Source organism: Lysinibacillus sp. FSL L8-0126, from assembly GCF_038630385.1.
Classification (GTDB): domain Bacteria; phylum Bacillota; class Bacilli; order Bacillales_A; family Planococcaceae; genus Lysinibacillus; species Lysinibacillus fusiformis_D.
In genome coordinates, this window is sequence record NZ_CP152028.1 from 3,735,230 (window position 1) to 3,761,910 (window position 26,681).

General features: G+C 40.1%; 26 protein-coding genes and 1 riboswitch. Of the genes, 18 read left to right on the forward strand and 8 right to left on the reverse strand.

Annotated features, from left to right (window positions below; translation table 11 throughout):
* The first annotated feature begins 168 nt into the window (after positions 1-168).
* The 13 genes from MHI34_RS18055 (at position 169) to panF (ending at position 12,396) form a co-directional block, all read left to right on the forward strand.
* Complete coding sequence (locus tag MHI34_RS18055; protein ID WP_058843530.1) at positions 169-702, forward strand: GNAT family N-acetyltransferase; 534 nt, start codon at positions 169-171, stop codon at positions 700-702.
* 297 nt (positions 703-999) lie between these two features.
* Complete coding sequence (locus tag MHI34_RS18060; RefSeq protein WP_036117673.1) at positions 1,000-2,238, forward strand: substrate-binding domain-containing protein; 1,239 nt, start codon at positions 1,000-1,002, stop codon at positions 2,236-2,238.
* 61 nt (positions 2,239-2,299) lie between these two features.
* Complete coding sequence (locus MHI34_RS18065; protein ID WP_036117677.1) at positions 2,300-3,076, forward strand: ABC transporter ATP-binding protein; 777 nt, start codon at positions 2,300-2,302, stop codon at positions 3,074-3,076.
* The gene (locus tag MHI34_RS18070) at positions 3,051-3,758 is read left to right on the forward strand and encodes an ABC transporter ATP-binding protein (protein ID WP_089932777.1); all 708 of its coding nucleotides are present in this window, start codon (positions 3,051-3,053) and stop codon (positions 3,756-3,758) included. Before MHI34_RS18065 ends, MHI34_RS18070 begins: the two co-directional genes overlap by 26 nt.
* A 15-nt stretch (positions 3,759-3,773) precedes the next feature.
* A complete protein-coding gene (locus tag MHI34_RS18075; protein WP_036117683.1) occupies positions 3,774-4,646 on the forward strand; it encodes a branched-chain amino acid ABC transporter permease in 873 nt (290 codons plus the stop codon).
* Positions 4,643-5,659, forward strand: coding sequence for a branched-chain amino acid ABC transporter permease (locus tag MHI34_RS18080; protein WP_342503736.1), 1,017 nt, complete (start codon positions 4,643-4,645; stop codon positions 5,657-5,659). The genes MHI34_RS18075 and MHI34_RS18080 overlap by 4 nt, the downstream gene beginning before the upstream one ends.
* The gene (locus tag MHI34_RS18085) at positions 5,656-6,660 is read left to right on the forward strand and encodes a 3-oxoacyl-ACP synthase (protein WP_342503737.1); all 1,005 of its coding nucleotides are present in this window, start codon (positions 5,656-5,658) and stop codon (positions 6,658-6,660) included. The genes MHI34_RS18080 and MHI34_RS18085 overlap by 4 nt, the downstream gene beginning before the upstream one ends.
* 12 nt (positions 6,661-6,672) lie before the next feature.
* Entirely contained in the window at positions 6,673-7,584 is a 912-nt protein-coding gene (locus MHI34_RS18090) for an alpha/beta hydrolase (RefSeq protein ID WP_342503738.1), read from the forward strand.
* The gene (gene fabG / locus MHI34_RS18095; RefSeq protein ID WP_101966704.1) at positions 7,568-8,299 is read left to right on the forward strand and encodes a 3-oxoacyl-ACP reductase FabG; all 732 of its coding nucleotides are present in this window, start codon (positions 7,568-7,570) and stop codon (positions 8,297-8,299) included. Before MHI34_RS18090 ends, fabG begins: the two co-directional genes overlap by 17 nt.
* A 13-nt stretch (positions 8,300-8,312) precedes the next feature.
* Entirely contained in the window at positions 8,313-9,785 is a 1,473-nt protein-coding gene (locus tag MHI34_RS18100) for an AMP-binding protein (RefSeq protein WP_036117579.1), read from the forward strand.
* Positions 9,786-9,833: 48 nt separating this feature from the next.
* Entirely contained in the window at positions 9,834-10,376 is a 543-nt protein-coding gene (locus MHI34_RS18105) for a short-chain dehydrogenase (protein WP_330493288.1), read from the forward strand.
* Between the two features lie 311 nt (positions 10,377-10,687).
* Entirely contained in the window at positions 10,688-10,951 is a 264-nt protein-coding gene (locus MHI34_RS18110) for a YhdT family protein (RefSeq protein WP_330493289.1), read from the forward strand.
* Positions 10,951-12,396, forward strand: a complete 1,446-nt coding sequence (gene panF / locus MHI34_RS18115; protein WP_330493290.1) for a sodium/pantothenate symporter — start codon at positions 10,951-10,953, stop codon at positions 12,394-12,396. The genes MHI34_RS18110 and panF overlap by 1 nt, the downstream gene beginning before the upstream one ends.
* 42 nt (positions 12,397-12,438) lie before the next feature.
* Here the strand turns inward: panF and MHI34_RS18120 are convergent, their stop codons facing one another.
* Positions 12,439-13,209 (reverse strand): TSUP family transporter, encoded by a 771-nt coding sequence (locus MHI34_RS18120; RefSeq protein ID WP_089932798.1) that lies wholly within the window; start codon positions 13,207-13,209, stop codon positions 12,439-12,441.
* 126 nt (positions 13,210-13,335) lie between these two features.
* Between MHI34_RS18120 and MHI34_RS18125 the strand changes: the two genes are divergently transcribed.
* Together MHI34_RS18125 and MHI34_RS18130 are read left to right on the forward strand one after the other, a co-directional pair.
* On the forward strand, positions 13,336-14,118 hold the full coding sequence (locus tag MHI34_RS18125; protein WP_089932801.1) for a TrmB family transcriptional regulator: 783 nt from the start codon (positions 13,336-13,338) through the stop codon (positions 14,116-14,118).
* 21 nt (positions 14,119-14,139) lie between these two features.
* Positions 14,140-14,526 (forward strand): hypothetical protein, encoded by a 387-nt coding sequence (locus tag MHI34_RS18130; RefSeq protein ID WP_330493291.1) that lies wholly within the window; start codon positions 14,140-14,142, stop codon positions 14,524-14,526.
* A gap of 52 nt (positions 14,527-14,578) precedes the next feature.
* Here the strand turns inward: MHI34_RS18130 and MHI34_RS18135 are convergent, their stop codons facing one another.
* Positions 14,579-15,004, reverse strand: a complete 426-nt coding sequence (locus MHI34_RS18135; RefSeq protein WP_170829836.1) for a nucleotide excision repair endonuclease — start codon at positions 15,002-15,004, stop codon at positions 14,579-14,581.
* A 149-nt stretch (positions 15,005-15,153) separates the two neighbouring features.
* Positions 15,154-15,264, forward strand: a riboswitch (SAM riboswitch).
* Between the two features lie 109 nt (positions 15,265-15,373).
* Here MHI34_RS18135 and metA point away from each other — a divergent pair.
* The gene (gene metA / locus MHI34_RS18140) at positions 15,374-16,309 is read left to right on the forward strand and encodes a homoserine O-succinyltransferase (RefSeq protein WP_036117598.1); all 936 of its coding nucleotides are present in this window, start codon (positions 15,374-15,376) and stop codon (positions 16,307-16,309) included.
* A 40-nt stretch (positions 16,310-16,349) separates the two neighbouring features.
* Here the strand turns inward: metA and MHI34_RS18145 are convergent, their stop codons facing one another.
* The 6 genes from MHI34_RS18145 to plsY form a co-directional block, all read right to left on the reverse strand.
* Complete coding sequence (locus tag MHI34_RS18145) at positions 16,350-17,498, reverse strand: endospore germination permease (RefSeq protein WP_089932808.1); 1,149 nt, start codon at positions 17,496-17,498, stop codon at positions 16,350-16,352.
* 30 nt (positions 17,499-17,528) lie between these two features.
* On the reverse strand, positions 17,529-17,762 hold the full coding sequence (locus MHI34_RS18150) for a hypothetical protein (protein WP_036117602.1): 234 nt from the start codon (positions 17,760-17,762) through the stop codon (positions 17,529-17,531).
* Positions 17,763-17,766: 4 nt separating this feature from the next.
* Positions 17,767-18,966 carry a Ger(x)C family spore germination protein gene (locus MHI34_RS18155; RefSeq protein WP_036117605.1) on the reverse strand — a complete coding sequence of 400 codons (1,200 nt, stop codon included), beginning with the start codon at positions 18,964-18,966 and terminating at the stop codon, positions 17,767-17,769.
* Between the two features lie 25 nt (positions 18,967-18,991).
* Complete coding sequence (locus tag MHI34_RS18160; protein WP_036117608.1) at positions 18,992-20,533, reverse strand: spore germination protein; 1,542 nt, start codon at positions 20,531-20,533, stop codon at positions 18,992-18,994.
* 152 nt (positions 20,534-20,685) lie between these two features.
* The gene (locus MHI34_RS18165; RefSeq protein WP_036117611.1) at positions 20,686-20,976 is read right to left on the reverse strand and encodes a HesB/YadR/YfhF family protein; all 291 of its coding nucleotides are present in this window, start codon (positions 20,974-20,976) and stop codon (positions 20,686-20,688) included.
* Positions 20,977-20,995: 19 nt separating this feature from the next.
* On the reverse strand, positions 20,996-21,598 hold the full coding sequence (gene plsY, locus MHI34_RS18170) for a glycerol-3-phosphate 1-O-acyltransferase PlsY (protein WP_036117616.1): 603 nt from the start codon (positions 21,596-21,598) through the stop codon (positions 20,996-20,998).
* A 559-nt stretch (positions 21,599-22,157) separates the two neighbouring features.
* Between plsY and parE the strand changes: the two genes are divergently transcribed.
* Complete coding sequence (gene parE / locus MHI34_RS18175; RefSeq protein WP_036117619.1) at positions 22,158-24,134, forward strand: DNA topoisomerase IV subunit B; 1,977 nt, start codon at positions 22,158-22,160, stop codon at positions 24,132-24,134.
* The gene (gene parC / locus MHI34_RS18180; protein ID WP_058843538.1) at positions 24,131-26,569 is read left to right on the forward strand and encodes a DNA topoisomerase IV subunit A; all 2,439 of its coding nucleotides are present in this window, start codon (positions 24,131-24,133) and stop codon (positions 26,567-26,569) included. The genes parE and parC overlap by 4 nt, the downstream gene beginning before the upstream one ends.
* The last annotated feature ends 112 nt before the right edge of the window (positions 26,570-26,681 follow it).

Genomic DNA, 26,681 nt, shown 5'->3' on the forward strand with positions numbered 1-26,681 from the left:
GTAGTGTAGGGAGAGCCACTCATAAGTAGAAATGAACTATATGAACAAGTTAAAAAAAGCAACATATTTAAATGCCATTTTGTCAGACAAATAAAAGGCTGGCCACAATTTGCAGATTGAACAAGATGAGTGAATGGTTGAATCGTGTAGAAGGAGAGATGAATTAAAGTGATACTTGCAAATGAAAAATTATTTTTAAGGGAATTCACGCCACATGACTGGATTGATGTTCATAAATATGCCTCACAGGAGATTGTTTGTAGGTATCAAACATGGGGACCGAATACAGAGGAGGATTCAAAAGAATTCATTCAGGATGCACTCGATGAAGCAAGACAAACACCAAGGGAAAGATATGTTTTTGCTATTATTTATCAAGAAACTTTAATAGGTTCGGTTGAGATAATGATTAGGGATTTCACGAATAAGGTGGGGGAAATTGGCTATATTGTTAACCCTGACTATTGGGGGAAGGGAGTAGCAACGCAGAGTGCTAAATTAGTGATCACTTTCGGTTTTGACACATTAAAGCTCCATCGTATTTATGCAACATGTGACCCAAGAAACATTGGATCATCAAAGGTTTTAGAAAAGGTTGGAATGGCCAAAGAAGGAATATTACGTGAAAATATGTTAATGAAAGACGGTATTTGGCGAGATTCCTTCTTGTATAGTGTATTGAAGCAGGAATGGTCTTCATGAAGCGTACTACAGAATGCAGTTTGAAACACTAAAAAATAGTTCCTAATACAAAAGACAAAAATGTTGTATATTCAACGTTTTTGTCTTTCTTTTTACCTGATGTAATTAGTAGCGTAGCGATAAATCTTTTAACACTTTTAAATTTTTAATAAATAATTCCATAACATCGATACAGAAAAATGCTTTGTACTTTTGTGCAAAGCATTTTTTGTAACTAATTTGTAACTGGACTTTTGTATAGTGTTGTCATAGCAAGAAAGCGCTTTCTATGGAGCTTATTTTAAAGGGGGTTATAGGATGAAGAAGCGGTGGTATTGGTTTCTTTTAGTAATGTTGGCTGTGGTGCTGGTAGCTTGTAGTGGGGAGGATACGAAGGATGATGCAACAGATGCAGATTCCTCCGATGGTGAGACAAAAGCGGTGACGGCGGAAGGAGGCACGATTAAGATTGGGGTGCTTGCTTCGTTAACGGGGGCGCTTGAATCATATGGGAAGCAGACGCAGCGGGGATTTGATTTAGGGATTGAGTATGCGACTGGTGGGACGATGGAGGTCAATGGTAAGAAAATCGAGGTTGTGTATGAGGATACGGAGACAAAGCCAGAGGTGGCCGTGCAGAAAGCAACAAAGCTATTAGAAGATGACCAGGTTGATTTTTTAGTAGGTTCTTCAAGTTCTGGTGATACCCTTGCTGTTCTACCGCTGGCGGAGGAGTATGAAAAAATTATGGTGGTGGAGCCTGCGGTGGCTGACAGTATTACAGGTTCTGAGTTTAATGAGTATATTTTCCGTACAGGTCGTAATTCATCACAGGATGCCTATGCAGCCGCGGCGGCTATTGCTGGTAAAGGTGTGAAGATTGCTACATTTGCCCCAGATTACTCGTTTGGCTGGGATGGGGTGAATGCGTTTAAAACGGCAGCGGAGAAATTAGGTGCTGACATTGTGTTAGAGGAGTATGCAGACCCAGCAGCAACAGACTTTACGTCTAATTTACAAAAGGTGCTAGATGCTAAGCCTGATTATTTATTCGTTGTCTGGGCAGGAGCAAATTCACCATGGAATCAAATCGCAGATCTTAAAATTCAAGAAAAGGGCATTAAAATTTCAACGGGAGCACCTGATATTATAGCGCTTCAATTTATGAATCCATTGGTTGGTATGGAAGGTTTTTCGGTGTATTACCACACACTACCGCAAAATGATGTAAATAAATGGTTAGTTGAGGAACATCAAAAACGTTTCAATGAAGTACCTGACTTATTTACACCTGGCGGCATGTCTGCGGCGATTGCCATTATGGAGGCATTGAAAAAATCGGAGGGAGATGCAGATGCCAACAAGCTGATCGGCATAATGGAGGGGATGTCATTTGAGACACCAAAAGGTACGATGACGTTCCGTGAAGAGGACCATCAAGCCCTTCAATCGATGTATTCAATTCGCTTAGAGCAACAGGATGGCGTGGATTATCCAGTACCCGTACTTATTCGGGAGTTAAGTCCTGAGGAAACAGCACCACCTGTTATGAATTAAACAAATGAGAGGCAGCATGGCTGTCTTTCTACATAACTATTAGAGGAGAAGGGAGTAGAGGATGGAGCCAATACTACACACAGACAATTTAACGATTCAGTTTGGGGGACATACGGCGGTGGATTGCGTTAATTTTCAAATGCCTGAAAAGCATTTAAAGTCCATTATAGGGCCGAACGGTGCTGGGAAAACAACATTCTTTAATTTGATTAGTGGAGAGCTAAAACCAACTGCGGGTGATGTTTATTTTAAAGGGCAATCACTTGCCCAAAAGTCGGCCATCGAAAGAACACGTATGGGGTTGGGTCGATCCTTTCAAATCACGAATGTGTTTCCAAATTTAACGGTTCTCGAAAATGTTCGTTTAGCCGTGCAGTCAAAGGAAAAGATTCGTTATCAGCTATTTCGACACTACAAAAGCTATAAGGCGATTACCGACAAAGCGGAGGAGCTATTATCACTCGTTTTACTCGACAATAAACGGGACGCCCTGACAACGATCCTATCACACGGAGAGAAAAGAAAGCTTGAGATTGCCATGCTACTTGCGTTGGATACGGAAATTCTGCTACTCGATGAACCAACAGCTGGTATGTCTTTAGAGGAAGTACCTACGATTTTAGAGGTCATTCGGACCATTAAAAATCAAGGGAATAAAACCATTCTGCTCATTGAACATAAAATGGATATGATTTTAGATTTATCGGATTCCATTATGGTGTTATTTAATGGTCAGCTACTAGCAGATGGTTCACCCGTGGAAATTATGAATAATGATACCGTACAACAAGCATATTTAGGAGGGCTGTACGATGACCACCTTACTGACATTAAATGAGGTTCACACGCATATCGGCCAATATCACATTTTGCAGGGAGTTAATTTTGAAGCGAGGGAGGGACAGGTTAGCGTACTGCTTGGACGAAATGGTGCAGGTAAAACAACGACCTTGAAAACAATTATGGGATTAACACCTGCGACAAATGGCGAAATCGCCTTTCGCTCCCACTCCATTAAAAAAAGCCCAACATACAAGGTGGCTAAATTAGGGATAGGTTATGTGCCTGAAAATCAAGGGATTTTTGCAGATTTAACGGTAGAGGAAAATATGAAGGTAGCCATGTATAGGGAGGATACTGCCACGTTAGAGCGACAGCAATATGTGCTGGAGCTGTTTCCCGATTTGAAGAAGTTTTGGAAAAAGGCTGGCGGGCATTTATCAGGAGGGCAAAAGCAAATGCTGTCCATGGCAAGAGCCTTTATCAATGATAGCCAATTAATATTAATTGACGAGCCTTCCAAGGGGCTTGCGCCCATAGTGGTGGAGAAGGTGATGGAAGCGATTATGGAAATGAAAAAGAAAACGTCCATTGTTCTTGTTGAACAAAACTTTATGATGGCAAGCCGGATTGGTGATACCTATACTTTGATCGATGATGGCAGAACAGTAAATTCGGGCATGATGGAGGATCTGATTGTCAATGAAGAACTAAAACGCAAGTATTTAGGAATTGGATAAAGGAGGTGACCATCATTGGAGCTTTTCATCAATTTACTCATTAATGGCTTAGCAACAGGGATGCTGATCTTTCTGCTGGCGGCAGGTTTGACGTTAATTTTTGGCTTAATGGATGTGTTGAATTTTGCACATGGTGGATTATTTGTTTGGGGAGCCTATGCGGGAATCTTTACCTATATGTGGACAGAAAGCTTTATCGTAGGAATTATAGGTGCGCTTGTGACGGGCGCGTTACTTGGACTGCTTACAGAGAAATTGATTATTACGCCTGTTTACGGCAATCATATTCAGCAAATTTTAATTACGTTAGGGCTTATGCTCGTTTTGCAGGAATTCATCAAGGTGGTTTTTGGTCCAAATGGTGTGGCCGTGAAAACGCCGAGCTATTTAGCGGGAAGCTGGGAATTTGGTGACGTGATTATCATCAAATATCGCCTATTTATTATTGTTATAGGGTTTGTGATTTTTGGTGTTTTTCAATATATGCTGAAACGCACGAAGATTGGGTTGATCGTTCGAGCTGGTGTGCAGGATAAGGAAATGGCACAGGCTCTTGGTATTCATATTAAGCGTGTATTTCTATATGTCTTTATGGTGGGTGCGGCTCTTGCGGCACTTAGTGGAATGTTGATGGCTCCGTATTCGGGCGTCATCTATGCGGAGATGGGCATGGAGTACGCCATTTTAGGATTTATTGTCGTCGTCATTGGCGGAATGGGTAGTTTTTCAGGCTCATTGTTGGCTGCTATTTTAGTAGGGCTAGCAGGTAGCTTTATGGCTTATTATGTGCCTGTGCTATCACTAGCAGTCAATATGATTTTAATGGCCATCGTTTTAATTTTCCGTCCACAGGGGCTGTTTACGATGCGAAAGGAGCGAACATCATGAACAAGAAAATGTCCTTACGCTCTATCGCTTTTTTCCTGCTATTGGCGATTTTTATCGTACTCCCTTTTGTCAATGATTCAAGGACGCTGCTTATTTTACTGACACAAATTTTCATTTTTGGCATACTGGCGATGAGCTATGATATTTTGCTCGGTTATACAGGAATCGTTTCCTTTGGGCACGCTATGTTTTTTGGTATTGGCGCTTACACGACAGCGGTCATGCTCAAGCAAATGGATAACACCCTATTCATCTTTCTGTTGTCCATCGTGATAGGCATGGTAATAGCAGGCTTTGTTAGTTTTTTAGTAGGTTTATTAACCTTGCGCTTGAAAAGTCATTTTTTTGCGATGCTCACACTAGCCTTCTCGGGGTTATTTTTAGTAGTAGCTGAAAAGTGGCGCTCTGTCACGTATGGCAATGATGGCTTTACATTTCGAGCACCAGATATTTTTAGAGATCGGATGACCTTCTATTTCTTTGTGTTAGCAAGCTTAGTTGTCATCTTTTTAGCGCTCCACCGTTTTGTTAACTCGCCGACAGGTCGACTACTAATTGCTGTTCGGGAAAATGAACAACGGACGAAATCATTAGGCTTTAATACCTTGCACTATAAAGTGGTTGCCTCCGTTGTTGCAGGCATTGTTGCGAGCTTTGCAGGCTCCTTATATGCGATTTCTTTACGCTTTGTTAACACAAGTGTGATGGCGATGGATATTACACTCGATGCGCTATTAATGACGATTATTGGTGGAGTCGGCACTTTAGTAGGGCCATTACTAGGGGCAGCAGTGATTGAATATGCACAGCATGCATTATCAGGGCTAGCACGAGATTACCCTATTTTTGAACGTTGGATTATCTTCTTTGGGATTCTCTATATTTTAGCCGTTATCTTTTTCCCGAAAGGTATTATTGACTCACTAAGACTGCTGTTTTGGAAATGGCGAGCAAAGCTAAAGCAAAGAAAAAAGCCCGTAGCTCTGCCCCAGGAAAAGGAGCGATTTGAATGACTGTTGGTATTGTCAGTACAGGTATCTATCTACCTCAAAATAAAATGACTTCGCAGGACATTGCGGCTCTTTCAAATATTCCAGAGGACATTATCCGTCAAAAAATGGGTATTCATGAAAAGCCAATCCCTGGTGAGCATGATCATACCGTGCAAATGGGCATATGGGCAGCACAGGATGCGATAAAAAAAGCAAATCTGGACCCGAAAGATATTGATGTGATCATCTATATGGGTGAAGAGCATAAGGAATACCCACTATGGACAGCCTCCATCAAAATGCAAGAGGAGCTTGGTGCGGTTAATGCATGGGCATTTGATGTGCAATTGCGCTGTGGTACGACGATCATGGCATTGAAAGTAGCGAAAAGTTTAATGGCATCAGATGACACAATTCATACCATTCTGTTAGCAGGTGGCTATCGCAATGTGGATTTTATCGATTACAGCAATCCACGAACGCGCTTTATGTACAATTTGGCGGCTGGTGGAGGTGCCATATTGCTACAAAAAAACTATGAAAAAAATCAGCTTTTAGAGGCGGAAATTATGACAGATGGTTCTTTCTCAGAGGATGTAGTTGTACCAGTTGGAGGTACGAAAACACCGTTAATACCATTCCATTTAACAGAAAATTTATATCAGCTTGACGTTTTGGACCCGATTGGGATGAAGGAGAGGTTAGAACAAAAATCATTAAGCCATTTTTTGAAGGTTATTCGCCGTTCTCTAGCGAAAAGTGGATACAGTGAAGAACAGCTCGACTACTTAGCGATGCTGCATATGAAAAGGTCTGCACATGATTATATTTTAGCAGAGCTTGGCTTACAGCAGGAACAGTCTATTTACTTACAAGACTATGGACATATTGGGCAAATCGATCAAATATTGTCCTTACAGCTAGCTCAGGAGCAAAATCGTATTCAAGCAAGTGCTCTTGTGACACTAGTGAGTGCAGGCATTGGCTATGTTTGGGGGGCTATCACAATACGTTGGGGATAAGGGGGAAATGGTATGTTACAAACAATTCAACTAGCAAATGGTGAGACGATGGCATATCGCAAAAGAGCTGGAGGAAGTCATCTTTTAGTGTTGGTTCATGGCAATATGACTTCCTCTAAGCATTGGGATGTGCTGATAGATGCTTTAGATGATAAATATACCATCTATGCAATCGATTTACGAGGCTTTGGAGGTTCATCCTATCATCAGCCAATCTATACCATTAAAGATTTTAGTGATGATGTTAAGCTATTTGTGGATGCGATGCAATTGCAAAGCTTTGACATGATTGGCTGGTCAACTGGCGGAGCTGTTTGTATGCAGTTTGCAGCCAATTATCCAGGTTATTGCCAGCAATTAATCTTACTGGCCTCCGCTTCTACACGTGGCTATCCATTTTATACGGATTTAGGAACAGGCGATCCAGCCTGCTTTAAGCGAGCCTATAACTATGAAGATGTACTTGTGGATACATCGAAAACAAAGCTTATCCAAGGCTTTTATGACACAAAAAACGGCGAAGGTTTACGGTCGATATGGAATGCTTTAATTTATACCCATCAGCAACCAAACGAGGAAAAATACCAAGAATATATAGAGGATATGCTAACACAGCGCAACTTAGCAGAGGTGTATCATGCACTCAATACATTTAATATAAGTGCTGTTGACAATGATGTGACAAAAGGGTCACACGAAGCTCTCCTACTCCAGATACCGATTTTAGTACTGAGAGGGGATCGTGACTTAGTTATTACAGAGGAAATGAATGCGGAATTACTGCAAGACTTAGGCAAAACGGCACAGTTTGTTAGCTTAAAAGATTGTGGGCATTCACCATTGATGGATGATTTAGCACAATTAACAGCTGAAATCGAGGCTTTTTTAGAAATTGGAGGAAGACAGTATGCGTTTAAACAATAAAGTAGCCATTATTACAGGTGCAGCCAATGGCATCGGCTATGCGGCTGCCGAGCGTTTTATCGAAGAAGGGGCATGGGTGTTTATCGCTGATTTCGATGAGAAGGCAGGGAATCTCGCAGCTCAACAATTAGGAGGAAACGCTATATTTATACAGGTGGATGTGGCAAGTAGAGAGAGCGTTAACCAGCTGGTGACAGCAGTGATCGAACAGGCTGGACGCATTGATATTTTAGTGAATAATGCAGGTATTACAAGAGATGCAATGCTAACAAAGATGACAGATGACCAATTTCAGCAGGTGTTAGATGTCAATTTGACAGGCGTTTTTCATTGCACACAGGAGGTCATTCCCCATATGGTGGCAGCTGGAGGTGGCAAAATCATTAATACATCATCGGTTAGTGGGGTCTATGGCAATGTTGGTCAAACGAATTATGCAGCGACGAAAGCTGCCATTGTAGGGATGACCAAAACATGGGCAAAGGAATTAGGGCGTAAAGGCATCAATGTCAATGCAGTGGCACCTGGCTTTACAGAAACAGCTATGGTCAAAAAGATGCCTGAAAATATTTTGGCTCAAATGCGGGCAATCGTGCCGTTACAACGTTTAGGAACCCCACGGGATATAGCCAATGCCTATTTGTTTTTAGCATCTGATGAGGCATCGTATGTTCATGGTCATACGCTTCATGTAGATGGCGCCATTATGATGTGATGGGGGTGTCAAGATGTTTGTTGAGCAAGAATGGATTTTAAAACGTGCCGCCTTAACGCCTCATCACATCGCCTTGATTAATCTAGCGTCAGAGGAGCAATGGACCTATCAGCAATTATCAGAGGAAATCGGCAAATGGAGTCAATTTTTCGAGCGTCAGCAGCTAAAAAAAGGCAGTAGAGTCGCAGTTTTTGCGAGAAATCATATCCAACTTTTTGCTATTCTATTTGCCTGTGGGCTACGAGGGCTTATTTATGTGCCATTAAACTGGCGATTAAGTAGAGAGGAATTAACACAAATTTTGGAGGATGCGACCCCTTCCATTCTCTTGTATGAAGAAGAGAGTCATTGTTCTTTGGTGGTAGAAAAAATGTTTCCACTTCATCTCATCAAGCACGAGAAGGCAACGCTACCAAGTAGGCAAGACGTGGACTTGAATGATCCATGGCTAATGATTTATACCGGAGGCACAACAGGTCGTCCAAAGGGTGTTGTGCTATCCTTTCAGTCGGTCAATTGGAACGCAATCAATACAATTATTAGCTGGGGTTTACAGGAGAAAGATCGGACATTAAATTATATGCCGATGTTTCATACAGGTGGCTTAAATGCTTTATGCATACCTCTTCTTATGGTGGGAGGAACCGTCATCATTGGCGATAAGTTTGAAGCGGAAGCCGCACTGCGGGCAACGAATCAATATCAAACGACGATTTCCCTTTTTGTCCCAACGATGTATCAAGCGATGATTGCTACGGAATACTTTCGAGAAAATCATTTCCCCTCGATGAACGTATTTTTATCTGGTGGTGCCCCATGCCCACATCCCATTTATGATGTCTTTCATAAAAAGGGGTTATTCTTTAAGGAGGGCTATGGCTTAACAGAGGCGGGACCTAATAATTTTTATATTGCAAGAGAAGATGCTTACGCGAAAAAAGGGGCTGTTGGGAAAAGCATGCAGTTTAATGAGGCGAAAATCATTAATCAAGCTGGGCAAAGTTGTGCACCTCGTGAAGTGGGCGAGCTGCTAGTAAGAGGTAAGCATATGTTCCGTTTTTATTGGAATAACAAGCAAGAAACCGCCAATATCCTACAAGATGGCTGGTTAAAAACAGGTGATTTGGCGATGATGGATGAGGATGGTGATTTTTATATCGTCGGTCGTAGAAAAGAGATGATTATCTCCGGTGGTGAAAATGTCTACCCTCAGGAAGTGGAGCAATGTATGCTGCAGCATCCGGACGTACAGGAGGTTGCCGTGATTGGTGTAGCAGACAATTATTGGGGTGAGATTGTAACCGCATTTATTGTTTGTTGTCATCAAGTAGCGACTATCTTAGATGAGCTCAACGAACTGTGTCATCAACAATTAGGATGTTATAAGATTCCGAAACAAATCATTTTTTTAGACCAACTACCGAAAACAAGTGTTGGTAAAATTGATAAAAAGGCATTGCATAGGCTAGTCGATTCCACCTGCTAAGTATGATGAGTCTCTCTTAAATAAGAATTAAAAGTGAGGAACAAATGAATGGCACACGCATTAGTTATTGGTGGGACAGGAATGTTAGCTGACACAACCCTTTGGTTAGTGAAGAACGGATATGACGTTTCGGTAATTGGACGTAATGCCAATCGAATGGAATGTTTCATAAGTAAATCATCAAATCCATCACGTGGCACACCAATTTTAGTTGATTATCTTGATATAGCCTTATTAAAAGAGAAGCTAGAAGAAACGATAGCGCATAATGGACCCATTGAATTGGTCATTGCTTGGATTCACTCCTATGCTGAAACTGTATTAGAGAGCATAGCTAGTGAAATTTCAGGAATATGGAAGCTGTTTCATGTATTAGGCAGTAGCGCTAATCTAAATGAAATCAAAGATAAAATCCATCTACTTGATATCACTCACTATCGTCAAGTCCAGCCAGGTTTCATAATGGAAAACGGTCAGTCAAGATGGCTTACACATAAGGAAATTTCACAAGGAGTCATCGATGCTATTCAGTATGATCGATCTATCAATATCGTTGGCACGCTACAGCCTTGGGAACAACGCCCGTTATAAATAGGAAATAACCTTCGTCCAACTAGTGTGACGAAGGTTATTATTTTTTATCATCATAAACGATTGTGTTGAAAAGCATTTAGATGTCATATGGGATGTAAAATAATATCCCATATTTTTACATAAAAAATGCATTGTTTTTGATTCAAATAGTGGCGTACTAAGCTTTTAGAAGAATGCATGTTCATCTTAGGGCTCTTACTTTTGATTTCCTTAGACAGATTTTTCTTGTAAGCTTACCCTAATTTTTTCGCATCTCTTCCCATCAGACCAACATATCAGTAAAATAGAGAAGGTTAGGGGGATTGCATGTGAAAGATCAACGCTTTAAAATAGCGCATCGAGAGGCGCTTATTGGGATAGGACTAGTCCTTGTCAACTTTACGATTTGGTTTGGCTTTGCCTATGGATTAGGTTCGGGAGACCCCAAAAATTATTCATATGTCTTTGGTTTCCCTGCTTGGTTTTTCTATAGCTGTATTGCAGGGACAGGCTTTATGATCCTACTCATCTGGGTTGTAATGAAGCTCTTCTTCAAAGAGGTGCCATTTGATGATGAGGAGGGGGATCGCTAATGCACTGGCAAGTTGTATTTCCATTGCTATTATTTTTAATTATTATTTTCGGAATTGGTGTTTGGTCCAATAAGCATATTCGGTCCTCTAATTCATTCCTACAGGAGTATTTTCTTGGTGGTCGTGAAATGGGTGGTTTTATCCTGGCGATGACAATGATTGCTACATACGGCAGTGCGAGCAGCTTTATCGGAGGACCTGGTGTGGCCTATACGAAAGGGCTTGGCTGGGTGTTATTGGCAATGGCACAGCTGCCTGCAGGTTATTTTGTACTGATGATTTTAGGCAAGAAATTTGCTATTATTGCTCGTCGTTACCAAGCTATTACGTTAATCGATTTTTTACGAGAGCGCTACAAAAGCCATGTCATTGTCATTTTATCAGCCATTAGTATCATTGTTTTTCTATTTTCGGCTATGATGGCGCAATGGGTAGGTGGTGCACGCTTAATTGAGTCATTAACAGGCTTAAAATACACAACGGCACTATTTATTTTTGCGATTTCAGTGCTAGTGTATGTCATTATTGGTGGTTTCCGAGCTGTTGCTTTAACGGATACTGTGCAAGGTTCGATTATGGTCGTTGGCACAATTATTCTATTAATCGGCACTATTATTGCAAGTGGTGGCATCGATAATATTATGGCCTCACTTGTCGCTGAAAATCCTAATTTTGTGTCACCATTTGGAGCGCAAGGAGATTTAACACCATTGTATGTTTCGACATTTTGGATTTTAATTGGTGTAGGGGTTGTAGGGCTTCCGCAAATTGCTGTCCGTGCCATGAGCTATAAGGATTCTAAAAGTATGCACTTAGCCATCATTATTGGCACGATTGCCATCGGGACAATCATGTTTGGCATGCATTTAATTGGTGTATTAGCACGACCTGTCTTACCTGGCATTGAGATTGGTGATAAAGTAATGCCGCTTCTGACATTAAAGGTATTGCCACCATTTTTAGCGGGGATCGTCTTAGCTGCGCCAATGGCTGCTACCATGTCAACTGTCAATGCCCTGCTTATGCTGGTCAGCTCCACGGTTGTCAAAGATATTTATTTAAATTACATGAAGCCACAAGCTAGTGATGCAGAGATTAAACGTGCAAGCTTTGTTGTGACAACGGTTATTGGCTTAGCTGTTATTATCTTTGCGCTCAACCCACCCGATTTATTAGTGTGGTTGAATTTATTTGCTTTTGGTGGGCTAGAGGCTGTCTTTATCTGGACAGTAGTTTTAGGATTGTATTGGAAAAAAGCCAATAAATATGGTGCGATGGCGTCCATGATTACAGGCATGTCCTTGTATATTATGATTGATCGCTTTTATCCTTCCGTCTTTGGTATGCACACGGTTACGATTCCCATTGTTGCATCCTTCATTATTTTTATTCTCGTTAGCTTAGCCACAAGTCATAAATTCAAAAATGAGCAACTCATGATTTAAATCAAAGAACGCCGCAGATACAAGTCTGTGGCGTTTTTGTGTTTAATGAATCATAAAATCATAGGCATTTTTCGCAAGCAATGTCACTGTCACTACGATAAAGAGCGTACGAACAAAACCGCTTCCTTTTTTGATCGCCATTCGGGAACCAAGCATAGCGCCACCAATTTGAGCAATGCCCATCACGAAGCCATAAACAAAATGGATTTGACCTAAGTAGGCGAACATACAAAGGCCTGCCACGTTACTTGCCAAATTTAAAAACTTTGCATTTCCTGCCGCCTTTAAAAAATCAAAGCCTATCAACAAGAAGCTAAAGATTAAAAAAGAGCCTGTACCAGGTCCAAGAAACCCATCATAAAAACCAATGCCAAATAATAATCCCATAAATAATAGTAAGTGGGTTCTAGAGAGAGTTTTTACGCTAGAGACAGCGCCCCAATCCTTTTTGAAAATTGTATAAACCGCAACGGCTGCCAGCATCACGAGCATTAATGGCTTTAGTAATGCTGGATTGATTAAATGCACGGTCCATGCACCAAATAAGGAGCCGACAAAGGCAAGCGGGAAATATTTGAGAACGGATCGTATTTCAAGCTGACCAGAACGATAAAAGGAAATGGAAGATGTCAGTGAGCCCATTGTCCCGGCAAGTTTATTGGTTGCAACAGCAGCGGCTGGATTGAGGCCAGCAAACAATAAAGCTGGCAATGAAATTAAACCGCCTCCTCCCACTACTGAGTCGACAAAAGCCGCCAGAAATCCAAATGAAATTAACAGGATAAGAATATGTACATCGACTTCAAAAAACATATTACACCTCTTTTAAATTAGTTACTACTGAAATAGTAACTAATTTTAATTACGCTGTAAACCCTCATTTTTTCATTGGCAAATCTTCACAACAGTAGCCTATAATAAAGATAATGGAGGGATTACATGGAGGAATTAATCGCCCAGTTGAAAGACATGGGCTTTACAGAATATGAAGCAAAGGCCTATACGGCACTTGTGCAGCAAAGTCATGTTAGTGCCTATCAGGTCAGTAAAAATTCTGGTATACCACGCGCAAGAATTTATGATATTTTAAACGTCCTTGTAGAAAAGGGAATTGTGCTAAAAGAAGAAACGGCTGAACAAACGACCTATGCGGCTATGCCTGTGTCTGTGTTTTTACAGCAAATGCAGCAGCGCTGGCAATCGAATTTTACATCCATGAGTACGAAATTAGAAAAATTAGAGGAAAAAGTGCAGGAAGTGGAGCCAAAAGTAGTCATGCTAAAGGGCAAGGAGGCGATCATCAACTATTGCCAGTCACTTTTAAAAAAAGCCAAGAAAAAAGTGATTCTATCGATGTGGGAAGATATGTATGATACTTTAAGGGGAGATATTCAAGAAGTGGCACAGCATGTTCCTATTCATGGTATTACCCTATATGTAGGGGAACAGCTAGAGTCGATTGACCAGCATAGAGCTACACACTACACGAAAAAAACGTCTACACCACATTGGTTTATTTTATCGGTAGATGGTCAGGAAATGATTTATGGTCACTCTCCATCTACGCAAGAAATGGCCTTTATCACCAATGACCCTGTCCATATTTATTTGTTAGAGGATTATGTTTGGCATGACGTCCTTATCAATCGATTGGTAAAACGTGATGATCAGGAATTAGAAGACTGGATTGCTAAGGAGCGTAAAGCTTTTTTCTTAGAATAGTCATAAGGGAAGGGGAGTAACGTGAAAAAATTCGTGTTGCTAGGTTTAATGAGCTTATTAATGTTAGGAGCATGTAACGCTAAAACGCCTACCAAATCACTAATGATTCATGAGCTAACTGTCGTTCCAGACAATATTCAACAAAAAATTGAGGCTAATGATAAGATTCAATTATTGTATGAAGATGACTCTACGTATTATCTTGTTTATTATTCGAAAGGGAATGTGCTGGCAAGTATTGCGGCTGAAGAAAATAGTCAAGTCATCCAACTGAAAGAAGGTAGCGAGCAACGAAAAGTGGCTCAACCCTATGTATATAAAATCATCACCAAAGATCCTGAGCTATACACGATTGATTTGCGAATAAACGGCGAGAGTACGCCAATAGATCGCGTAACCTCTATATAAGACAAAAACCGAAATCCCATTAAATGAGATTTCGGTTTCTTTACAAGATATCTTAATAAAAGACTTTCTCTACATTGTATTTGGAGCGGAAAGTGTTAATCGCATATGTTTCGTAAATTTCACGTTCCATTGGATCTTCTACTTCATAGACCTCAATTTTGAACACTTCATCACGATGATTTTTCATCGGAGATACATTGTCCTCGAAATGCTTTTTAATACGTTGACGAATTTTACGTGCTTTGCCGACAAATAATAGCTCATTCTTGTCATTATAGAATAAAAAAATGCCGCCTTTATCACGTGTGATTTTATGGAAGTCAATAAAACCAAAGTATGGTGTGATAGGCACATCACCAGGTTTTACTTCTTGTTCACGTTGACGGATGACTACATCAGGTTTTGGAAATTCAATTTTAATCAAAGTATTCACGTTCCTCTCTGTTACTAAAGTTATATGGTAACATAAATACGGCATGTTTACCATAAATTTTAAATGTAGAAACACTACTTATAGCAAGCTTAGTGTACATCAAATAAACGAGGAACATGCATTTGAATCACAAAATATTCTATGAATTATTGATATTCTAACTAATTCATGCTACAATTCGATGTAATTAAATAATCTTATCAAGAGAAGCTGAGGGATTTGGCCCGATGACGCTTCAGCAACCTCTAACAATTGTTAGAAAGGTGCTAATTCCAGCGAAGGATTTTTCCTTTGAGAGATAAGAGTGGACGTGAAAAAATCCTTCTCATTCTATCTCGTATGGAATGAGGAGGATTTTTTAATTTGTCAGCAAGGTTTGCTAAAAGAGAGTGATCAAAGAGAGGGGAACGCAAGATGCCAATTAATATTCCGAAAAATTTACCAGCTGGAGAACATTTACGTGAGGAAAAAATCTTCGTCATGGAAGAGGACCGTGCGAAAACACAGCAAATTCGTCCGTTAAACATATTAATATTGAATTTAATGCCTGAAAAAGAAAAAACGGAGCTTCAATTACTACGTTTATTAGGGAATACACCGCTACAGGTAAATATCACCTTTTTAAATACGGCCACACATGAGTCGAAAAACGTCAGTAAATCACATTTACAGCTATTTTACACAACGTTCAACCAAATTCGTCACCGTCGCTATGACGGGATGATTATTACGGGAGCACCTGTAGAAAAAATGGCCTTTGAAGAAGTTAACTATTGGCGGGAAATTTCAGAAATTATGGACTGGTCCAAAAAGAATGTGACATCCGTTTTACATATCTGTTGGGGGGCACAGGCGGCACTGTATCATCATTATGGGATAGGAAAGGTAGAACTTTCAGCTAAATGCTCAGGTGTCTATTCCCATGTAATCACCGATTTAACAGTGGATTTAGTACGTGGCTTCAGTGATTTATTTACCGCTCCACATTCACGCTATACTTCTGTTTCGATCGACGAGGTTCGCAATCATCCAGACTTACGATTATTATCCTATTCAGAGGATGCAGGTGTGTTCATCGTCCAATCAAAAGATAATAAAAACATTATGATTACAGGGCATCTGGAGTATGATGCGACAACATTAGCCGATGAATATAGCCGTGATGTCGCAAAGGGCATAGATATCGCTGTTCCTGTGAATTACTTCCCGAATGATGATCCATCACAGGAGCCAATGAATACATGGCGTGCCCATACGCATTTATTATTCTCTAACTGGTTGAACTACTATGTTTACCAAGAAACACCATACGAATGGGATTTTGTAGATGAAATTGAATATCATATTTAATTAATAAAAAGTCTAATTTCTTTTCTCACCATAAAAGAAATTAGACTTTTTGATTGTCATTCGTTGTTTCTGTATTAGGCGTTTCGGTACTTTGAGCTTTGGTTTTGCGATTTCGTATAACTGCGACAATCAATAAAAGTATCGGTAATAAAATGGTGATTATAAAAGAAAAGATTGGCCAAATTTCATTATTGTAATTGGTTGAATGTACAATGTCTGGATGAATAATTTGAGAAAGCCCAATGACAATTAGACCCATCGGTAATATGAGAGGGCGATGATCCTTGATTTTTAAAATTTGCGCAAGACCGACAACAGTCGTATAGAAATACATAAATGTGCGAATATAAATGGATGAAATCCACATAAAGGCCATGATGATTTCAATGCGCTGCAAAAAATTCCCTATCGATATTCTTTGCGCTAAGGCATAGCTAGGAAATGTTCTAGATGACGTATTCTCAGGTCCTAAAACAAGAATCGATAGCACAATCAACGTAATTAAGACGATGCCACCGAGGATTGTCCCAAAATATAACCCTTTCTGTGCAGATGGCTGTACATTGACACCAGCAGGATACAGTATTAATAACACCAGTAATGGAAAGGAAAAGATACTCATAAAGCGTGCAATACTATAAAGCATAGATGTTTTGGTTGCTTCTAATAAGGGTTGAATGTTCTCAAAATGAATTTGAGGCGTAATACAAACCATAAAAAAAATAAAAATAAAGACAAATGCTGGAAAAATAATTTCTGCTGAACGGGCAAAGGTCTCAATGCCTAAATAAGCAGCGTACATAATGATAATACTAAACATCAAGGCAAATGCTAATGTCGGAGTCTCCGGCATGACTTCGGTTTTCATAAAAATACCGATAAAATAGAGTAATTCTCCAGCAGATAGAAAGGTTAAGATTAGGAAACAACTGGCTGTGATTTTTCCAAAAAAACGACCAAGAATTTTTTCATTTGCCTCTACAAAATTAAGTGACGGTGTTTGGTTGGCTAGTGTTAAAAATAATTTAACGGCCAGCAGGCTAAGGACAACTCCAATGCAGGCGGCAATCCATGCATCTTGCTTAGCGGCACCCGTAATACTAGAAGGGATAATTAAAATTGCCGTTCCGATAGAATAGAGGAATGTAATGATTGTAAATTGTCTTGAACTAATAATCTCTTTTTCCATCGAGCAACCCTCCATTTTTTATCCTTCTATCTATTTTGTTAATGACACAATATAATCTTTAATTGGTGTAAAGATAAAGGTAATCAAATCCAATGGGCTTGGAATATGGATTTTTAGCGCATTTCCCATATTCAAAGCCGTTCCGATGAGAAGCAAAATAGAAAATACGACAATGGTTTTTGAATCATGCTGCTTTTTTAGCTTTGGTATAAAAATAAGTGCTAGGATCATTGAAATGATAAAGATGGCTACAGCTAGCACCATTTCGTTACTCCTCCTTTGGCTTGTTTAATAATGAATTTTGCATCGTACCTAAACCTTGTGTCGTTACTTTCACTTGCACATCTACCGCCAAATCTGGAAAGATGGAAGCCCACTCATCCTTAATTTTTTTCCACTGTTTTGGATCTGCACGATGTAAGGCATCACCGAAACCAAACACATCAACCTCATATTGCTGTTGTATTTTCTCCAATGTTTTTTGAATTCGTTCATCAATGCCCTTAGCTGTTTTTTTATTGACATAATCAATGGATTTATTTTTTGTAAGATCGATATCACATTCGACCTCTCCTATGTTCTGCTCAACATTAATACGGACATCAATTTTCGGCATTCCGTTATCAAAAGACCCTTTCACTTTTGTTGTGGATTGAGTGATTTCAGATGATAGAGTTCCTTTCTTTGGGCAGGCTATGATTTCGATCGTACTCTGTATTTTATCATTCAGGAAACTAACGCTTTTACTTTCTCCCTCAGTCAATAGCCCAATATATTTATCCCCTTTAAAGACCGCTAATCCTGCATACTGCAACAGCACAGGCGTTTTAACTCGTTGCACATTTGTTTGATCTACACCTAATTTCTTATCACCATGTACTTCAATAGCAGTAATTAATGCCCCTTTATGTTTATTCGTTAATGTATTGACTAACTCATCTATATTGACAGCTATTGTGGCGCCCCAAGCTTTTTCAGAGACATCAAGGGAATTTAACATTTTATTAGCGGGTATCTTTTCAATGGGCGTTAGTACATTTAACACTTCCTTCGCTGTCGCTTCATGAGACATAATGACATCGAAATCCTTACGAAATTCATGGTCCCTTACAATTAAATCAAGTGAATCACTAATTCCTTCTTTTGCTAGATCTTCCCCTAAAACAACCACTTGAAGATGGGCAAAATACGGTTTTCGGGCAGCGTTGGTTGTCATTTTTCGAATTGCCTCAAAGATGGTCTCGCCTCTCGAATGATAGCTAACGACAGGAGAGCGTTGCGTGGAAGCCTGTCGCATCGAAATTTCACTTGGATCAACAATTTGAACGGTAATCTCATATTCTTCGTCTATTTTGTCAATACCCAGTGCTACGACAATGGCTAATTCATTTAATTCACGCTTACTCCAGCAGCCACTTAACAGTAAAGTGAGGATACATAGTAAGCAAATCACTTTTATTTTTGCCATATTCCATTCCTCATTTATCCAGTAGTTATTTCCTGCCCTTTACATTGACATATTTATGTCCTCTAACAATATTTTTTTGATTAACTAAACGAGGTCGTGTTAGTAACTTTCTACGAGGGAACAAAAGAAAGGCATCCTTTTGATCCTTTAAAACTAACGGTGCAAATGGACTTAAATAAGGTACACCAAATGAACGAATACTACATAAATGGAGAATAATGACCATAATACCGAACATAACACCAAATAAACCAAACATAGCTGCTAAAATCATTAATGGGAAACGTAACACACGAATCGTATTCGACAAACCGTAGGCAGGGAAAAGAAAACTACAAATTGCTGTTAAAGCTACAATAATGACCATTACAGCAGATACCACACCCGCATCAACTGCCGCTTGACCAATAACTAAAGTACCGACAATAGACACCGCTGGGCCGATTGTTCTAGGCATACGAAGCCCAGCCTCCCTTAATACCTCAAAGGCAATCTCCATAATGAGTGCCTCCACAACTGCGGGGAAGGGAACGCCTTCTCTTTGTGAAGCAATACTAATCAACATTGGTGTTGGCAGCATTTCCTGGTGAAAGGTAGTTATAGCCACATATAAGGATGGCGCGACTAATGCCAGACCGATGCCAAAAAAGCGAAGTATGCGTACAAGTGAGCTAATCATCCAATGCTGATAATAATCCTCCGCTGATTGCAAAAAGGATGTAAATAACGCTGGTACTACTAAGACAAAGGGAGTACCATCAACTAGAATCGCCACTTTGCCATCTAATAATTCACCAGCGATAACATCTGGACGTTCTGAATTGTAAACTGTTGGAAACATAGAGTTTTTAGAGTCTTGAATAAAATCCTCTATATAGCCACTTTCCAGTATGCCATCGATATTAATGCGGTCTAATCGGGCTAATACCTCTGCGACGATTTTGTCACTGGCAATGCCATTTATATACATAACCGCTACATCTGTTTGTGTCACATCACCGATAACTCGTGACTTTATCCAGAGATTCGGGCTTTTTATTTTGCGACGGATGAGCGCTGTATTGGTACGTATGGTTTCTGTAAAGGATTCCCGAGGACCTCGAATAACAGATTCAGTCGATGGCTCTGTAACGGCTCGATCCTTTGCACTTCTGGTACTTGTCACAATCCCTTCTGCAAACCCATCTAATAAAATAACCGTTTCCCCATTGAGAATGGCATTGTAGAGTGTTGTGAAATGCTCGATATTCGACACATCCCCAACTGTTAAATAGGAGTTTCGTACATATTGATTAATGGTCGTTATTTCAATGTCTTGTTCTTCCTCGATATTTGCCATAAGCTTATCAATAACAGAATCGGAGATTGTCGTTTTATCTGACAAGCCATCAATCGAAATGATAGCGATGTTATGAGGGGTAGATTCACCAATTGTGATTTCACGTATGATGATGTCATTACTGTGACCAAGCGCCTGTTCAATGATTTTTTTATTTTTAGCTAGGGATGTATACAACAAATCGTTTGTATGGGATGGGGAGGTATCGATATTGTTAGACATAGACATGTGTTTTCCTCCTCAAATATACGCTCATTATTTATAGAGTGGACAATTTTTTTGAGAGATAAACGAGGTGAGGGTGAAAATCTAACTATTGGCATGATGGAGCCAAATAAAAAAACAGTCTATCCTTTCATGGACTGAAAGGATAGACTGTTTTATGTACGATAGTCATATTGCAATTCATCATTACTAGCATCAACGTCAACATGTAAGTTGTGATCGTTAAAGAACCAGAGATCTTTCTCATCAATGTAATAGGTTACATCATCAACCACTGTCTGTACGCCTATAGCAATAGGTTCTTCACGAGTCATGCCAAGTGAAAAACCTTCATGAAAAGGACTAGAGCCACCATAGCGTGCATAAAAACGAATCGTATCACCTGGTTCTACTTCCATTTCGTGTTTGAACCACTGGAGTGCTTCATCTGTCAATGCAATGTTCATTTCGAATGCTCCTCTCTTCCTAAAGCCATTTTACCTTTGGCTCAGTGCCGTTTTTAATACGTGTAATATTGGCACGGTGACGATAAATAATAAAGGTAAATAAAAAGGCTACCAAGATGCCTAATGCAAAGTCACCCGTAACAAAATAATAAACGATTGCATAGATAAGTGCTACTAAAGCGGCTATCATCGATGTTAGGCTGACGATCTTTGTGATTTTTAATGTCACAATAAAGGTAATAAATAATAGGACAAAGAGTGGCCACGAATAGCCTAATAAAACACCTGCGGATGTTGCCACTGCTTTTCCACCACGGAAATTGGCGAAGATTGGAAACATATGACCGATTACGGCAACAAGACCAAGTAATAAGGGATGCAGTGTGCTGTCAGAGAAAACGGGAAGTGCTACTAATAAAACCGCAGCTGTTCCTTTGAGCACATCCATTACGGTTACAACAATACCTGCTTTTTTCCCTAATGTTCGGAATGTGTTGGTTGCACCAAGATTACCGCTCCCGTGTTCACGAATATCGGTATTATAAAAAATTTTACCTATCCATAATCCAGAAGGTATAGAGCCGATTAGATAAGCACATAAAATAATAAGTCCATTGATCATAGCTGGACTCCTTTCATTCATAGTCCATCACTTGGTACTAATAGTTTGTAACAAGTATTTTACACTTTTTCTTGCTAATCTACAATGTTATGAAGGAGATTTCATTAGGAGCCTTGAATTCAATACAAAAGAAAACCTATTAATAAGGGGTAGGCTTTCAGACATGAGATTCTAGAAAGTGAAAAAAAGCCTTTATAAAAATATAGGCAAAAAGGCAATTTTGTCAATCCTTCATTCCTTTGGTAGAATAGAAGTCTAACTTTATCCAGTTTAACCGTAATAAACATTGTAGCGTTTACACTGAACTAGATTCTATGTATGCTGAAACTAAATCGGCTACTATGCGTCAAACGTTTATGGATACTAGTAGCAGTCTGCCCTGCTTAAATACCAATTTTAAGCAACTGTTGCAGATGTTTACTATTGATAAAGATGATCAAAACTGTGAGCAAATTTTAAAAATTTAATGGACCTGTCGCTAGCTATTGACAGGAAATGCTATTATTATTAGGATGAGAACATAAATAGAACATGTGTTTGTTTTTTGGAGGGGAATTTTTTGACGAATAAACAGTCAACTAGCGTTTATAATGATGACGCTATACAAGTATTAGAAGGATTAGAAGCGGTACGCAAACGACCTGGCATGTATATCGGTTCAACGGATGGCCGTGGACTTCATCACCTTGTGTATGAAATCGTAGATAATGCGGTGGATGAAGCACTGGCCGGCTTTGGATCTCATATTATTGTCACAATTCATAAGGATCAAAGTATGAGTGTGCGCGACTTTGGCCGTGGGATGCCAACAGGTATGCATAAAATGGGTAAACCTACCCCTGAAATTATTTTTACGGTGCTACACGCAGGTGGTAAATTTGGACAAGGTGGTTATAAAACAAGTGGTGGCTTGCATGGTGTAGGTTCCTCTGTAGTTAATGCACTATCAACATTTTTAGAGGTGACGATCCATCGTGATGGTAAAAAGTATCGTCAGCGCTTTGAGCATGGTGGACATCCTGTCACAACACTTGAAGAAATTGGGCAAACGAAGCAAACAGGTACACTTGTTCATTTCCTACCAGACGAAACGATTTTTTCTGTCACAAAATTCAATTATGATACGTTAGCAGAACGTTTACGTGAATCAGCCTTTTTATTAAAGGGCTTAAAAATTGAATTAATCGATGAGCGCGAGGAAGGCAAACAAGATGTATTCTTTTATGAGAATGGCATTGAAGCTTTCGTTGCGTATTTGAATGAAGAAAAGGATGTTCTTCATCCTGTGAAATATGTAGAAGGCATACAAGATGATATTGAAGTAGAATTCGCTTTCCAATATAACGATGGTTATTCAGAAACGATTTTGTCGTTCGTTAATAATGTACGTACTCGTGATGGCGGCACACATGAAACGGGTGCAAAAGCGGCATTGACGCGTGTATTTAATGAATATGCAAGAAAAATCGGCTTGCTAAAGGACAAGGATAAAAACCTTGAAGGGACAGATATTCGTGAGGGTTTAGCAGCAATCGTGTCTGTTCGTATTCCAGAGCATTTATTACAATTTGAAGGACAAACCAAGGGCAAGCTTGGTACAAGTGAGGCTCGCTCTGCCGTAGATAGCGTAGTGTCTGAGCAAATTTTGTATGTGCTAGAGGAAAATGCAGAGTTATCGGCTTCTCTTGTACGTAAAGCAATCCGTGCGCAGCAAGTAAGAGAAGCGGCTCGTAAAGCGCGTGAGGACGCTCGGAATGGCAAGAAAAGCAAAAAAGGTAGTACGATTCTATCAGGCAAATTAACACCAGCTCAGTCTCGCAATGCGGCCAAGAATGAGTTGTATTTAGTTGAGGGTGATTCTGCAGGTGGTTCTGCCAAACAAGGTCGTGATCGTACATTCCAAGCGATTTTGCCTTTGCGCGGTAAGGTCATCAACACAGAAAAAGCCAAGCTACAGGACATTATGAAAAACGAAGAAATATCAACGATTATCCATGCGATTGGAGCAGGTGTTGGCACGGATTTTGCTGTGGAGGATTCAGCCTACGATAAAGTAGTGATTATGACGGATGCGGATACGGACGGGGCACATATTCAAGTCTTGCTCTTAACGTTCTTCTATCGTTATATGCGTCCACTCATTGAAGGAGGCAAAGTCTATATCGCTTTACCACCACTTTATAAGGTATCAAAAGGTACTGGTAAAAAAGAAGTGATTGAATATGCTTGGACAGAAAACGATTTACAAAAGGCCATCCAGAAAGTTGGAAAGGGTTACATATTGCAGCGCTATAAAGGTCTTGGTGAGATGAATGCTGACCAGCTATGGGATACGACAATGAACCCTGAGACACGGACATTAATTCGTGTCACAATCGAGGATGGTGCACGTGCAGAGAGACGTGTCACGACGTTAATGGGTGATAAAGTAGAACCGCGTCGTAAATGGATCGAAGCCAATGTTGACTTCGGTATGGAGGATGATTCAAATATTTTAGAAAATGAATTCATCCAACAAGAGGAGGACCAAGCATGAGTAGTACAGAAAAGTTTCAAGATTTACCGCTAGAAGAAGTGATGGGTGATCGTTTTGGTCGCTATAGTAAATATATTATTCAAGACCGCGCGTTGCCTGATGCACGTGACGGTCTTAAACCAGTACAGCGTCGTATTTTATATGCAATGTTTACAGAAGGCAATACACAGGATAAACCGTTTCGAAAATCCGCAAAAACTGTCGGGAACGTAATCGGTAATTACCATCCGCACGGTGATAGCTCTGTTTATGAAGCAATGGTACGTATGAGTCAGGACTGGAAGGCACGTCATATGCTTATTGAGATGCATGGTAACAATGGTTCGGTTGATGGTGATCCTCCAGCTGCGATGCGTTATACAGAGGCGAGACTGTCTGCTATTGCTGGTGAAATGCTACGAGATATTGGCAAGAAAACGGTCGAGTTTGTACCAAACTTTGATGATCAAGATATGGAGCCGACTGTTTTACCTGCACGTTTTCCAAACTTACTAGTCAATGGCTCTACAGGGATTTCGGCTGGCTATGCAACAGATATTCCCCCGCATGCGCTAGATGAAGTGCTAGATGCTGTGTTAATGCGCTTAGACAAGCCGAACGTGACAGTAGATGAGTTGATGACTGTGATTAAAGGGCCGGATTTCCCGACAGGTGGGATTATCCAAGGGGTAGATGGCATCAAAAAGGCTTATGAAACAGGTCGAGGTAAAATCATTGTCCGTGCGCAAGCCGTAGTAGAACCGATCAAGGGTGGCAAAGAGCAAATTGTCATCACGGAATTACCATATGATGTGAATAAAGCGAATCTTGTGAAAAAAATTGATGAGCAACGTGTAGATAAACGTTTAGAGGGTATTGCGGAAATCCGAGATGAATCAGACCGTACAGGCTTACGTGTTGTAATTGAGCTGAAAAAAGATGTTCCGGGAAAAGGAATCTTACAATACCTATTTAAAACAACAGATTTACAGGTAGCTTATAATTTTAATATGATTGCTATTCATAATCGTCGTCCAACGATGATGACATTGCCATTATTGCTAGATGCCTATATTGCGCATCAAAAAGAAGTGGTGACGAACCGTTCGATTTATGATTTACAAAAGGCAAAGGATCGTTCTCATATTGTAGAAGGGTTAATTAAAGCACTCTCCATTTTAGATGAAGTGATTGCGACAATCCGTTCTTCTAACGATAAGAAGGATGCGAAGCTTAATTTACAAGCGAAGTTTGATTTTACAGAGGTACAAGCCGAGGCGATCGTTAGCTTACAATTATATCGTTTAACGAATACAGACATTACAGAGCTTCGTCAAGAACAAGACGAGTTAAATAAGTTGATTGCGAAGCTAGAAGGAATTTTACAAAGTGAAGCCAAGCTTGTACGTGTCATTAAACAAGAGTTACTAGAGATTAAGAAACGCTTCACAGAGCCACGTCGCTCGAAAATTGAGCAGGAAATAGAAGAAATTAAAATTACGCTAGATGTCCTTGTGCCAAGTGAAGAGGTTGTGGTGACGGTGACAAAGGATGGCTATATTAAACGTACATCCACACGTTCACATGCCGCTTCCAATGGTCAGGATTTTGCGATGAAGGATTCGGATTACTTATTGTATGAAGCAACCTTAAATACACAGCATCATCTGTTACTGTTCACAAATCGAGGCAATTATATTTACCAGCCTGTTCATGAGCTACCTGATATTCGCTGGAAGGATCTTGGACAGCATATTTCAAGTATTGTGCCAACAGGGGAAGATGAGTCTATTATTGCAGTGTATGGCTTTGAAACATTCGAACAGCCAAATACGTATATTTTAACAGCTACAAAAGATGGTCAAATTAAACGCTCCCCACTGGCAGATTATGCGGTGACGCGTTATTCGAAGCCAATAAAAACAATGAATGTTAAAGCGGGCGATGCGATGATCTTTGCATCGTTTGTGACAGATGATGTGGAACTGATGTTAACAACGGATACAGCCTATGCGATTCGTTTCCCACTGGAAGAATTACCAGTTACAGGGGTGAAAACAGGCGGTGTCAAAGGCATCACGCTAAAGGATGGAGAAGCCTTAGTCGGTGTCAATGTGCTACAGCCTGATGCTACACAATATGTGGTAATCGTCACACAGCGTGGAGCCGTGAAGAAAATGAATGTTGCAGAAGTTGAAGTGGCAAGTCGTGCAAAACGTGGTCTAAAAGTATTAACAGAATTAAAAGCAAATCCTCACCGTATTGTGGCAGTTATTCAAGCAACGAATGAGGAGCAAATAGTGATTGAAACGGAAAAAGGTGTACAAGAGCTCATTGATGTCCAAACATTGACGCGTGCTGATCGCCATTCCAACGGTTCGTTTAAAGTGGATATTGCAACAGATGGGGCTATTTCCCATGTTTTAACGGCTAAAAAAGAACAGAAACTAAGCTAATGATAAGCCCAGTCTCTTAGGAGTGCTGGGTTTTTTTACGAGAGCAGTCGTTAGTCAAAAATAGCATCTTGTCATTTTAGCGTAACTATGGGTATAATAATCAACGAAAAGT